This window comes from Pseudoalteromonas nanhaiensis, from assembly GCF_051235485.1.
GTDB classification, from domain to species: Bacteria; Pseudomonadota; Gammaproteobacteria; order Enterobacterales; family Alteromonadaceae; genus Pseudoalteromonas; species Pseudoalteromonas lipolytica_C.
In genome coordinates, this window is record NZ_JBPNYQ010000008.1 from 17362 (window position 1) to 30418 (window position 13057).

At 41.3% G+C, this 13057-nt stretch carries 13 protein-coding genes; 10 read left to right on the forward strand and 3 right to left on the reverse strand.

Features of this window, described 5'->3' with window-relative positions; genetic code table 11:
• Positions 1-3: 3 nt before the first annotated feature.
• Positions 4-1029 carry an S-methyl-5-thioribose-1-phosphate isomerase gene (mtnA, locus tag ACSFVZ_RS09240; RefSeq protein ID WP_281546752.1) on the reverse strand — a complete coding sequence of 342 codons (1026 nt, stop codon included), beginning with the start codon at positions 1027-1029 and terminating at the stop codon, positions 4-6.
• Positions 1030-1174: 145 nt separating this feature from the next.
• Between mtnA and mtnK the strand changes: the two genes are divergently transcribed.
• On the forward strand, positions 1175-2392 hold the full coding sequence (mtnK, locus tag ACSFVZ_RS09245) for an S-methyl-5-thioribose kinase (RefSeq protein WP_199527217.1): 1218 nt from the start codon (positions 1175-1177) through the stop codon (positions 2390-2392).
• Positions 2393-2426: 34 nt separating this feature from the next.
• On the opposite strand, the gene ACSFVZ_RS09250 is transcribed toward mtnK, so the two are convergent.
• A complete protein-coding gene (locus ACSFVZ_RS09250) occupies positions 2427-3908 on the reverse strand; it encodes an FMN-binding glutamate synthase family protein (RefSeq protein WP_135922964.1) in 1482 nt (493 codons plus the stop codon).
• A 110-nt stretch (positions 3909-4018) separates the two neighbouring features.
• Complete coding sequence (locus tag ACSFVZ_RS09255) at positions 4019-5797, reverse strand: DUF885 domain-containing protein (RefSeq protein ID WP_281546750.1); 1779 nt, start codon at positions 5795-5797, stop codon at positions 4019-4021.
• Positions 5798-6156: 359 nt separating this feature from the next.
• Here ACSFVZ_RS09255 and ACSFVZ_RS09260 point away from each other — a divergent pair, with 359 nt between their 5' ends.
• The 9 genes from ACSFVZ_RS09260 to ACSFVZ_RS09300 all read left to right on the forward strand — a co-directional run bounded on the left by ACSFVZ_RS09260 (position 6157) and on the right by ACSFVZ_RS09300 (position 13057).
• Positions 6157-7143 carry a GGDEF domain-containing protein gene (locus tag ACSFVZ_RS09260; protein ID WP_435558728.1) on the forward strand — a complete coding sequence of 329 codons (987 nt, stop codon included), beginning with the start codon at positions 6157-6159 and terminating at the stop codon, positions 7141-7143.
• A gap of 121 nt (positions 7144-7264) precedes the next feature.
• Entirely contained in the window at positions 7265-8020 is a 756-nt protein-coding gene (ubiE, locus tag ACSFVZ_RS09265; protein WP_135922969.1) for a bifunctional demethylmenaquinone methyltransferase/2-methoxy-6-polyprenyl-1,4-benzoquinol methylase UbiE, read from the forward strand.
• Positions 8021-8038: 18 nt separating this feature from the next.
• A complete protein-coding gene (locus ACSFVZ_RS09270; RefSeq protein WP_135922970.1) occupies positions 8039-8644 on the forward strand; it encodes a ubiquinone biosynthesis accessory factor UbiJ in 606 nt (201 codons plus the stop codon).
• Positions 8645-8661: 17 nt separating this feature from the next.
• Positions 8662-10263, forward strand: a complete 1602-nt coding sequence (gene ubiB, locus ACSFVZ_RS09275; protein ID WP_281546749.1) for a ubiquinone biosynthesis regulatory protein kinase UbiB — start codon at positions 8662-8664, stop codon at positions 10261-10263.
• A gap of 78 nt (positions 10264-10341) precedes the next feature.
• Positions 10342-10581 (forward strand): twin-arginine translocase TatA/TatE family subunit, encoded by a 240-nt coding sequence (gene tatA / locus ACSFVZ_RS09280; RefSeq protein WP_135922972.1) that lies wholly within the window; start codon positions 10342-10344, stop codon positions 10579-10581.
• Between the two features lie 5 nt (positions 10582-10586).
• On the forward strand, positions 10587-10919 hold the full coding sequence (tatB, locus tag ACSFVZ_RS09285; protein ID WP_135922973.1) for a Sec-independent protein translocase protein TatB: 333 nt from the start codon (positions 10587-10589) through the stop codon (positions 10917-10919).
• 50 nt (positions 10920-10969) lie between these two features.
• Positions 10970-11710, forward strand: coding sequence for a twin-arginine translocase subunit TatC (tatC, locus tag ACSFVZ_RS09290; RefSeq protein WP_135922974.1), 741 nt, complete (start codon positions 10970-10972; stop codon positions 11708-11710).
• 1 nt (position 11711) lies between these two features.
• Positions 11712-12275 carry a hypothetical protein gene (locus ACSFVZ_RS09295; protein ID WP_435558668.1) on the forward strand — a complete coding sequence of 188 codons (564 nt, stop codon included), beginning with the start codon at positions 11712-11714 and terminating at the stop codon, positions 12273-12275.
• On the forward strand, positions 12275-13057 hold the full coding sequence (locus ACSFVZ_RS09300; protein ID WP_135922976.1) for a TatD family hydrolase: 783 nt from the start codon (positions 12275-12277) through the stop codon (positions 13055-13057). The genes ACSFVZ_RS09295 and ACSFVZ_RS09300 overlap by 1 nt, the downstream gene beginning before the upstream one ends.

Consider the following 13057-nt stretch of genomic DNA (forward strand, 5'->3'; position numbering starts at 1 on the left):
CCGCTATTTTAACTGCTTTAAAATACCTTGCTCGATATCTGCTTGGTTATAAACCCCGGTATCGAGCACCCAACCTGTTACTAAGTTAGCAGGTGTTACATCAAACGCTGGGTTATAAACCTGTGCATTAGTCGGTGCCCACATTGCTTCACCAAAACTACCACTAACACCGCGCACTTCATTTACACTGCGCTGCTCAATTTCAATGTCATTACCACATGTCGTTTGCGTATCAAGCGTAGTCAATGGCGCAACAACATAAAATGGAATGTTATGAAAATGCGCTAATACAGCAAGATTATAAGTGCCCACTTTGTTAGCAAAATCACCGTTTGCAGCAATGCGATCAGCGCCTACAAAAATCTTATCAACCTTACCTGCCGCCATTAAGCTAGCTGCCATGTTATCGCAAATCAAAGTATAAGGAATTTGCCAACGCTCAAGTTCAAAGGCAGTTAAACGGCCGCCTTGCAGTAACGGTCGTGTCTCATCAACCCAAACATGAATATCACCATAGCGTTGCTGCGCTTTATAAATCACTCCTAATGCAGTACCCACACCTGCTGTTGCTAATGCGCCAGTATTGCAATGAGTTAAAATATTGTCGCCTTTGGCCACCAAAGCCGCACCACGTTCAGCCATACTATCGCAAAGTGCAATATCTTCTTTAAATAACTGTTCAGCAGTCGCGACAACAGCAGCAACATAATCAGTCTCTGTCAGTGCTGTACGTAACTTGGCCATACAGTGCATTAGATTAACAGCTGTTGGACGGGTTGCTTCTAGCTCATCTATGGCGATAGCGAGTGAGGCTTGGCTCATGCCCTGCTCTGCTAAATGTGCAACGAGTAAACTAGCGCCTAAACCTATTAACGGTGCACCACGAATTTTCAGTGTCAAAATTAAATCTTTCATCGTTTCAACATCATTGCACACATGCCAATGCTGTTGATGTGGCAACAAATACTGGTCAAGTACGGTTAACGTACCTTGCTGATATTTAATACTGCTGGCGATGAGATCTTGCATACTGAATCCGAATTACTAATGAAAAACTAATTTAAGTGAATAGTTATTTTACATCAGTTTTGACAACTAACAAGCTAGATGTATGGACATCTAAATGGTTAAAAGTATAGAATGCTTAAAGTTTATTGTTTTATGAGATAGAGCCATGGCTGATTACACCGCCTTCACTTCAGAGCATGCTGTTGATTACATTAAAGAACTTGTTAAAAGTGAACTGATTTCAGTTTTCCCTGCTGATGCAATACTGACTGCATACGAGTTTGGAGACGGAAACTTAAATCTGGTTTTTCGTGTAACGGATCAACACAATAATAGTGTTATTTTAAAACAAGCCCTTCCCTATGCTCGTTGCGTAGGCGAATCATGGCCATTATCACTTGATCGCGCACGCATAGAAGCTGATGTGCTTATTAATCACGGTGCCTTATGCCCAGAACATACTGTCGCTATTTTGCACCATAATGCAGAACTTGCCTTAACAGTGCTGGAAGATTTAGGGCATTTGCAGATTTTACGAGGCGCGCAAATCAACGCAGAGCAATTTCCGCTACTGGCAAGTCATGTCGCACTGTATTTGAGTCGTACTGGTTTTTATAACTCAGACTTCTATTTATCTGCTGAAGATAAAAAAGCCAAAGTGAGTCAGTTTATCAACCCTGATTTATGTAAGATCACTGAAGATTTATTCTTTACTGACCCTTACATTGAGCATGAGCGCAATAATTTCGCTGCTGAGCTTAATGAGCACGTCGAAAGCATTCGCAATAATGACGCTTTAAAACTAGCCGCAGCCAAATTAAAAGCTAAATTCTTATCTTGTCCGCAAACTTTATTACACGGTGATATGCATAGCGGCAGTATTTTTGTCGATACAAACACCACCAAAATGATCGACCCAGAGTTCGGATTTTTTGGCCCTGTTGGTTTCGATATCGGCTCTTTTATGGGCAATTTATTGCTTAATTACTGCGCGCAAAATGGCCGTATTACAAATCAGGCAGCACGCCGTCAATATCAAACCCACCTTCTAACTTGCTTGCAGGATTGTTACAGCCAATTTGAACAACATTGGCTAACCCTAGCAAGTAACGAAGCAACAGATATTAGCTTTGCAAACCGCGCTTTTACTGAAGATTATTTACAACAAGTATTACACGATGCGATTGGTTATTGTGGCGCTGAGCTTATTCGCCGCACCATAGGTTTAGCCCATGTTGCCGATATCGATGGCATTGACGATGTAGGCGCTCGCCTTGCTGTGCAACAACAAACGCTGGTACTCGGAGAGCAGTTAATGCTTAACGCGACAAGCTGCAATAATAAAGATGAGTTTTTCTCTTTACTGGTTAGCTTGCTAAACTAAAAACAAAGGCGCTAAACGCGCCTTTCTAAATACTTTACTGATAATGCTCGTACATTTTATCTAGCGGCTCAGACAAGCCATTTTCTTGCACTACGCGCACATGATGACGAGCCAATTCTCTGGCACTGGATACACCACATGAATGGGCAATCAAACCTGCCCCATAATGAATATATTTATTATAGTTAGCAACACGCTGAGCCTTGTCTGTGACATCTAAACCTCGTTGTAAGCGCTCATTGTGGGTCGTAATACCTGTAGGACAAGTATCTTTATTACATTGTAGAGCTTGAATGCAGCCAAGCGAGAACATGTGACCACGAGCCGAAACAATAAAGTCAGCACCCAGCGCTAATGCCCAAGCAACTTTTGATGGCACAATTAACTTACCCGATGCGATAACCTTTACACGCTCTCTTAGACCATGTTTTTTCAAAAGGTCTACAACAAGAGGTAAGCTTTCACGCAGCGGTAAACCGACAGAGTCCATTAACGGCTGAGGCGCTGCGCCCGTTCCACCGTCGGCACTATCGATCGTGATAAAATCAGGCGCTGATTCAATGCCTCGATTATTAATTTCACTGAACAAGGTTTCAAGCCAAGTGTATTCACCAATCACTGCTTTAAAACCTGTTGGTTTACCTGTTGTTTCTCGAACTGTCGAAATCATATCGAGTAAGTGGGCTGGTTCTTTTATTTCTGGATGGCCATTAGGGCTAATCGAGTCATGCCCTTCGGGGATCCCCCGAATTTTGGCGATTTCAGCGGTTACTTTGCGCCCAGGCAACATACCGCCTTTGCCCGGTTTTGCGCCTTGGCTCATTTTAATTTCGAACATCTTAACTTGTTCATGCTCGGCAATTGCTTTTAGTTTTTCTAAACTTAGCTTACCTTGCTCATCACGCACACCATATTTTGCCGTACCAATCTGAAATACAATATCAGCCCCCCCTTCGAGATGATAAGGACTCAGTCCACCTTCCCCCGTATTCATCCAACAACCGGCTAATTTTGCACCTCGTGATAAAGCACGCACAGCGGGTTTTGATAAAGCGCCAAAACTCATGCCCGAAATATTGAATAATGCATTGGTAGAATAGGGCTTCTCACAGTATGGACCTAAGGTGACATAACTTGGCTCTAACGCCTCTTCATCCAGTTTTGGGAAGGCGCAGTTCATAAACATCACAGTCCCTGTGGCTTCTAGGCTTTGTGTTGAACCAAACGCAGTAGTGCGATCAACATTTTTTGCTGCACGATAAACCCAGCTTCGCTCTGCGCGGTTAAATGGTAACTCTTCCCTATCCATAGCAAAGAAGTACTGACGAAAGAATTCACCTTGGCGTTCAAAGAAATAGCGAAAACGTCCTATCACCGGGTAATTACGGCGAATCGCCTGCTTAGATTGCGTCACATCACTAATGTAAAAGCACACAATCACCAGTAATCCGATCCCTAGTGCAAAAATAAATAAACTGGCAAATACATCGATACTAAAAATTATAAAATCACTCATCCAAGGCCCCTTTGTGAAATGACATCTTTCAAAGCATATAAGGTGTTTATATTACGTGCAATAAACAAAAAAGGCGTGATGTAAATCACGCCTTTTCGTCTTTTATACTGCTATGCTGCTCGTTTGGCTAATTCAGCTTTAATGTAAAGTTGAATTTGCTCTTCAAGCACCGACATTGGCACTGAGCCATGTCGTAATATTTGATGGTGAAATTCACGAATATCGAAATCTTGACCAAGTGCTTGCTCAGCTTCGTGGCGTAAACGTTTAATGGTTAGCTCACCAATTTTGTATGACAACGCTTGTGCAGGCCATGAAATATAACGGTCAGTTTCGGTCTTCACGTTATGCAATGAAAGCGCGGTGTTTTCGCTCATAAACTGCATTGCGCGTTCGCGGCTCCAGCCATACATATGCATACCTGTATCAACCACTAAACGTGCTGCACGCCACATTTCATAAGTCAAACGACCAAAATCACTGTATGGGTCTTGATAAAAGCCCGCTTCGATACCTAAAAACTCCGAATATAGGCCCCAACCTTCACCAAATGCCGACAAATATGCATTACGGCGATAACTTGGCAATGACTCAAGCTCAGCATTAAGTGAAATTTGTAAATGATGCCCTGGTACAGCTTCGTGCAAAGTTAATGCTTCAAGTACATACAACGGGCGCTTATCTAACGCATAGGTATTAACCCAGTAGTAACCTGCTTGGTCATCACGACGAGACCCTGAGTAACGCCCCGTTGTATATTTTGGAGCTATGCTCGCTGGCACCGGTGCAACACCATACGGCATTCTCGGCAAGGTGTGGAACAACTTAGGTAACTGCGCATCCATTTTCTTGGCAATGTAAGACGCTTCTTTTAGTAGCTCTTCAGGTGTTTTTGCGTAAAATTGCGGATCAGTACGTAAAAAGTGGACAAAATCAGCAAACGAGCCTTCAAAGCCTACTTGCTCAATAATTTTTTCCATTTCTGCACGAATACGCGCGACTTCTTGTAAACCCAACTCATGAATTTCTTTTGGCGTCATATCTGTGGTGGTGTAGTACCTTGCGCGATTTTCGTAAAACGCTTTACCGTTTGGCGTACTTGAAATACCAATTTCTGTACGTGCACCCGGTTGATATTCATTATTAAAGAAGGTTAAGTAACCTTGATAAGCTGGAATAACCTGCTCTTTGATAATGGTTTGCGCTTGCTTTTGTAGGGCTGCAAATTCGCTATCGCTCAGGCCCGCAGTGTTATTTAAAAATGGTTTGTAGAATTCAGACTTAGTAGCATCATCAACAATATAAGCCGTGATTGAGTCTTGATAGCCTTCTAACACAGCCTTAGGTTGGGTTAGCCCCACCTCAAGCCCTTTGCGCATCCAACCGATATTTTGTGAGAAATAGCGGGGAATTTGCTGCAATTTTGCAAGATATAGCTGGTAATCTTTTGCTTTTGTGTAATCTGAGCTGGAAATCATAAATGATAAGCTAGAGTGAAAACCGTACTCAGAAGTCAGCGGCATATAGTGCGCATTAAACACATATTCATCGACACTATTTTGCACTTGGCCACGCAAAATAGTCAGGTTAATGCGATTTTCTTCCGATAATTTATCACGGTCGATAGCGTCTAGCTCGGCAAGTAATTGAGTATTCTTTTTGTACTTTTTCTCTAAAAATTCAGCCGACAAGTTTTCCAGTAAATAACCGTCAACGCCATTTTCCTTTCCATAAGGGCTAATACTTTGACGATAGTTAACAATTTCTTCTGCAACTTGATTAAACTGCTGATCAGCGTCAATTTTGGTAACCTGACAGGCACTTAAAGTGCAAGCTAACGCAACAGCAATTAGCGATCGATTTACAGTTTGCGATAATGAGTGTTTCATAACTTTCTTATTCGTTTTGATCTGTGCAGCTAAATTAGCTCAGCTCAGATTAAAACCCAAGCAAATGCGACCAAGCTCAGATTAATTACGCTCAAATAAACGCCCAACTGACGCAACGAATGAACAAGCTTTAAACAATTTATGCTTATACATGGCAAAGTTGTAGAGAAAATCAGCTAATAGACCCAAACAAAACAAATTTAAGTTCCAAATTTGGCAATTTTGCTTTTAAATAGACTGATTACAGATTACTGTAGACTCAGTATTTATGCTTGGAAGCAAATGCACTTTAGGGACAAGATGATTAATTAGTTGATATGCGTATTTAGTGGTATTGAAAAATGATGTTCCATGATTCCATGGCTATTGCTCAAGAAAAAATGACGAAGGTATGTATCTTTTTAGAACATCATTCATTACCGCCGTCACCACTTAACTACCACGTCGTTTATACCTATGTCAGCCAAGCTAACCAAAAACTCAATACCGCAATAGACCGTGCTATTGCTCAAAAGAAAACGATCGACAGCGTTTACGTAGAACAACTGTATTTCGATTTTATGGAACAAGGCTATAAAATGAATACAGCAATTGTTCGTAATGTCGACTCCGTTATAAACTCATTATCTCGTAATGCGAATACGAATGAGCAAAACATGATCCGCTTTGCTGATCAAGTTACTGATTGCGTGCATGCCATAGATGAAAATAACCTAGAGCAAACTCGCCACGCACTGAAAATGCTTAGCAAGCAGTCTGAAGTATTACTAAATCAGCACCGACAATTTAAACAAGAAATTGCAAAAGCTAAATCACTCCAAGAAAAAACCCAAAAACAGCTCACTCAACTTCGTAAACAACCCATCACTGATCCACAAACCGGGTTATATAAACGCCATTACTTAAATCAGCAAACGCAATTATGGATTGGGCAAAACAAGGCGGTGTGTGCCATATCAATTCAAATTGAAAACCTTGAACACTTTATAAGCAACTATGGTGATGTGATTGGTGAAGTGATTTTGAGTAAAGTTGCCAAACAAGTTCAAAAGTATGTATTAGAGAGCGGTTTACCGGGTCGTACTGGCAAAGACGAATTTACTATCCTTCTTGCAGACATTGAGCCTGAAACAGCAAATTTAATCGCTGAAAAAGTACGTAATGGTGTTGAAAAGCTGCGTTTTGTTAGTTCAAAAAATGGCACCAAATTACCTGCTATCACGCTCGCTTTGGGTATAGCAAAGCACGAAGAAGGTAATGATTTTAATTACCTAGCACGAAAAGCCTCATTAGCAGCAGCAAAAGCAAAATCATTGGGTCAGAGTAGCTATATTGCAGGTCAATAACATCTAATCCTGTTCTAAGTCATTAAATACAACGCTAATCTGATGATTTAGTTATAATCAAATTGCACCCCATAGCTACAATCAAGTACACTAGTCTTTATTGCCACGATAGAGATTAATCATGAACGAGAATCAAGAAAAGACCACGCATTTTGGCTATAAAACCGTTGCTGAAAACGACAAAGCATCGATGGTTGCTGATGTATTTCACTCAGTCGCAGCAAAATATGACGTTATGAATGACTTAATGTCATTCGGTATTCATCGTTTATGGAAACGCCAAACTATTGCAAGTTCAGGTGTTCGTAAAGGCCACTACGTATTAGACCTTGCTGGCGGTACTGGCGATTTAACCGCTAAATTTAGTCAGTTAGTTGGCGAAACCGGTCAAGTTATCTTAGGCGATATTAACTCTTCAATGCTCAAAGTTGGTCGCGAAAAACTTCGCAACTTAGGCCGCGTAGGCAATATTGAATACGTGCAAATGAATGCCGAAGCATTGCCATTTCCTGATAATAGCTTTGACTTAATCACGATTGCATTTGGGCTACGTAATGTCACCGATAAAGATAAAGCATTACGTTCAATGTACCGCATCCTTAAGCCTGGCGGTCGCTTGCTAGTGCTTGAGTTTTCTAAGCCTGAGCATGAAGTGCTGAGCAAAGCGTATGACTTTTACTCATTCAATATCTTACCTAAAATGGGTGAACTGGTAGCGAATGACAGCGAGTCTTATCAGTATCTTGCTGAATCAATCCGTATGCACCCAGATCAAGAAACGTTAAAGGCTATGATGGAAGATGCCGGCTTTGAACAAACCACTTATCAAAATCTAACGGGTGGTATTGTTGCTTTACACCGTGGTTTTAAATATTAAACCTAAGCAGGTAATGTGATGTTAGCTAACGCTCTGTTGTCACTTGTAGAACGCATTATTAATCATGTGTTGCAATTAGATCCCGCTGTTAAAAACAAGCTTGCCAGCATTGCTGACAAGCAACTTTTAATTGAAATACGCGATTGGCAACAGTCCATTTTGTGCGTTTACAGCGACGAGCAAATTCACTTATACAGTACGCAAGAGCGCAGTTTTGATTGCATGATCAGCGCCGATATCAACACCTTGTTGGCCCTTAAAGATCCATCAATGCTTACCCAGCTAATTCGCCAAGATAAACTCGATTTACAAGGCGATTTAAATCTTGCGCAAGGCTTTAGCAATGCTTTCGCAGAGCTTAATATTGACTGGCCTGAACACTTTTCTCGTTATATTGGCGATGCCCCAGCGCAGCAACTATGGCTCTCTTTACAAGCCTTAAAACGCCGTGGGCTACAAACAAAAAGTAAGCTAGAAAATACCTTAACAGCGCTTTGCCAAGATGAGCTAGCGGTGACGATTCACCCACTAGAACTTGCTGAATTCAAACAGCAAAATCGCCAATTAAAAAGCCAAGTATCTCAATTAGAGATGCGAATTAACGCGCTGTTACAGTCACGCTAATGCGCTAAGGAACTTGTGTGTCGTCTGCTCGTCTTTATTACATTACAAAAACGCTACTGAGCTATGGCTTAGACGAATTAATTCCGCGAAAAAGAGTGCCTTGGTTTGCAAAGCTCGCCCGTGGCAGCTTATTTTGGTTACGTAACCAGCATAAAGATAAACCTGCTGGTATGCGCCTTCGACTTGCTTTGCAAGAACTTGGCCCAGTGTGGATCAAGTTTGGGCAAATGCTATCGACACGCCGTGATTTACTCCCTCATGATGTCGCGTTAGAGCTTGCATTACTTCAAGATCAGGTTGAACCATTTGAAGGTGAGCTTGCTCAGCAACTTATCGAAAAAGCACTGGGTATCAATGATATCAGTGAGTTGTTTAGTGACTTTTCGCAAACACCTCTGGCATCAGCTTCGATTGCACAAGTTCACACAGCAACCTTAATTGATGAGCATGGCGCACCTCAAGATGTTGTCATTAAGGTCATTCGCCCAAATATTAAAGAGCAAATTGATGCCGACTTAATGCTAATGCAAAAAGTCGCACGCTTAGTTGCTAAATTATTAAAAGAAGCAAAACGTTTGCGCCCTATCGAGGTTGTAAACGAATACAAAAAAACCTTGCTGGATGAGCTCGACTTAATGCGCGAGGGGGCGAATGCGATTCAGCTACGCCGTAACTTTGAAGATTCTGAATCACTCTACATTCCTTTTGTTTACAGCGATTTTAGCCGTAATAACGTATTAGTTATGGAGCGTATTTACGGTATTCCGGTGTCAGATACCGACGCACTGCTTGCACAAAATACCAATATGCAGTTGCTGGCTGAACGCGGTGTCGAAGTGTTTTTTACGCAAGTTTTCCGTGACAGTTTTTTCCATGCAGATATGCACCCGGGTAATATCTTCGTGTCTCGTGAAAACCCACACAACCCAAAATACATCGGCATTGATTGCGGTATTGTAGGCACCCTTAATCGCGAAGATAAGCGTTATTTAGCAGAAAACTTTATTGCCTTTTTCAATCGTGATTACCGCCAAGTAGCGCAACTGCACGTTGATTCTGGCTGGGTACCCGCCGATACCAGCATTGAAGAGTTTGAATTTGCGATTCGTACCGTATGTGAGCCAATTTTCAATAAACCACTGGCAGAAATTTCTTTTGGCCATGTGTTAGTCAACCTGTTTAATACGGCTCGTCGCTTTAATATGCAGGTTCAACCACAATTAGTGTTACTACAAAAGACGCTGTTGTATGTTGAAGGCCTTGGCAGACAACTGTATCCGCAGCTTGATTTATGGAAAACCGCTAAACCTTTTCTAGAAGATTGGGTCAAAGAACAAGTTGGTCCGCTTGCTGTAATGAAAAAAATGTATGCGAATTTGCCATTTTGGGCAGAAAAAATGCCCGAATTACCAGATTTAATTTATCAAAACTTAAAACGTCAACAACAACCTGTACAATTGCCAGCACCGCAATCAGCTAAGCCTTTGTTACTAAGTATCTTTGCTGGTAGCTGTTTGATTGTTTCAGGCTTATGTTATTTACAGCATGACCTAGTCGCCAGTGCAATTACGGCAGGCCTTGCTGTAGCAGGCTTTATTGCAGCATGGCGTAGCGCATAAACTAAGTGCTATTTATGTTTTGGTGAGTATAATCGAAACAAGTCTATTCAATAAATTTGATAAAAAACGGAGTAACCCATGGGTTTTGGTGGTATCAGTATTTGGCAATTAATCATTATTTTGGCAATCATCGTGTTGTTATTTGGCACAAAAAAACTTCGTGGCATCGGCGGTGATTTAGGTAGCGCAGTAAAAGGCTTTAAAAAAGCGGTGTCTGATGATGACCAAGCTAACGCTAAAAGCGAGAAAATAGAACAAGCTTCTAACACGCAAAGCAAAGAAACCGTAGAGAAAAGCAAAGACGACCATAAGGCTTAATCAACATGGGGATGTGGGAACTTGTTGTCGTACTGATCGTGGGTCTAATTGTATTAGGCCCTGAGCGTTTGCCTGTGGCAATTCGTACAGTAAGCCGCTGGATAAAAACGTTAAAGTCAGTCGCCAACTCAGTGAAAGCTGAAGTGAACGAAGAACTCCGTATCCATGAGCTTCACGAAAATTTAAAAAAAGCAGAGCAACAAAACTTGCAAGAACTGTCACCAGAGCTGCAAGACTCTGTAAACGAACTTCAAAAGGCTGCTCAGTCAGTCACCCACAGTTACAAAAAAGACACGCCTGAAAAAGCAGAAACTAATAATAATGACGAAAAAAAGTGAATTTAAACTCTGTTTTTGTGGTCAATAACAACGATGATGAATAGTAAACTATGACCGAGCAAGCTCACACAGGCTTTGTTGGCCACTTAATTGAGTTACGAAATCGACTCATGAAAGCTTTGTTAAGCATTTTGATTATATTTATTAGCTTGGTGTACTTTGCCAACGATATTTATGATTTTATTGCAGCACCACTTATTGCAAATTTGCCTAGCACTGCCACCATGATCGCAACGGATGTTACATCTCCCTTTATTGCACCGTTTAAACTTACTTTATTTGTGGCGTTATTTGCTGCTATTCCTATGATACTGCATCAAGTTTGGAGTTTTATAGCACCAGGCTTGTATCAACATGAAAAGCGTATGCTCATGCCTATTTTGGCCTCTAGCATCTTGCTATTTTATAGTGGTATCGCATTTTGCTACTTTGTGGTGTTGCCGATTATTTTAGGGTTTTTCACGAGTACTGGCCCTGATATGATTACATTAGCGCCTGATATTAGTAGCTATTTAAGTTTTGCTTTAAAACTGTTTTTTGCTTTTGGTATTGCGTTTGAAATACCTGTTGCCATCATGCTGTTATGCTGGAGTGGCGCAACAACAACGAAAAGTTTAAAAGAAAAACGGCCTTATATCGTGGTAGGTGTATTTGTGATTGCTATGTTCTTAACTCCACCCGATGTATTGTCACAAACATTACTAGCATTACCTATGCTGTTACTATTTGAATTAGGCATAATTTTGGCTGCATTTTATACCGCCAAACCTCAACAGGAATCAGAGGAATAAAATGAAAAAACAACTCATCCCTTTCGTCGCTCTTCTAACAATTGCTGGTACTGCCCAAGCAAACGAGGTTAACTTACAGGCATTACAAGCCTGTACTTTTGTTGAAAACGACTTTAACCGTTTACTTTGTTACGACAATGTAATGGCAGGTAAGTCGCTATCTAAGCCGATAAAAAAGCAACAAATTGAGCAGCCTAAAATGAGCTCTGCAGCTAGCGCAGCTAGTGCAGCTACCACTGCGACTACTGAGGCCGCAGCAACAGTTGCAACTAAACAAAGCGAGCAAATTGTAAAAACAAAAAATGAAGACTTTGGTTTAGAGCATAAAGAAGTTGCAAAAGTAAACGATGATCAAATTAACGCCATCGTTAAAAGCGTAAAAACAGCGCCTTATGGCGAGCTAATCATCGAACTTGAAAATGGTCAACAATGGCGTCAAATCGGCTCTGATAAAATAAAACTGAAAGTTAATGAAACTGTAATTATTGAGCGTGGTGTTTTCAATTCATTCTTATTAAGGATTGAAGGTCAAAACCGCTCGATTCGCGTTAAACGAACAGATTAATGAACATTCAACTGGTTGATGCAGGTGTCAACCTTAGCAATCATCAGTTTGATGACCGTCACCAAGAAGTGTTACAACGTGCAAGCGATGCCGGTGTAACACAAATGCTATTGATTGGCTGCGATTTACAAAGCAGCCAAGCTTCTCTGAGCCTTGCTAAGCAATTTTCGCAGCTTAGCACAGCAGGAGTTCACCCCCACGATGCAAAAACCGCAGATGATCGGCTGGAAGAGCAGTTAATTTCCCTTAGTCAACATAATGAAGTTGTGGCTATAGGTGAGTGCGGCCTTGATTATAATCGTGATTTCTCTCCTCGAGATATTCAACGCAATGTATTTAGGCGACAACTTCAACTGGCTGAGCAGCTAGATATGCCCGTATATCTGCATGAGCGAGATGCCAGTGAAGATATGCTTGCAATCTTGAACGAACATAAGGTCCGAGGCGTTCTACACTGCTTTACAGGTGATGAAACTGCATTACAGAATTACCTAGCGTTGGGGCTTTATATTGGTGTTACGGGTTGGGTCTGTGATGAACGAAGAGGCGAGCAATTACAGGCACTCATTCCTGCTATTCCTCTCGAACGATTACTGATAGAAACAGACTCCCCTTTCTTAATACCTCGAAATATCAGACCAAAGCCTAAGTCTCGCCGCAATGAGCCTCAGAACCTTCCTTATATATGTCAGCAAATTGCTGATTTAAAAGGCTGTGAATTTACTGATGTCGCAAAACACACTACACTAAACTTTCAGCAATTATTTACCACTAAGGGTTAA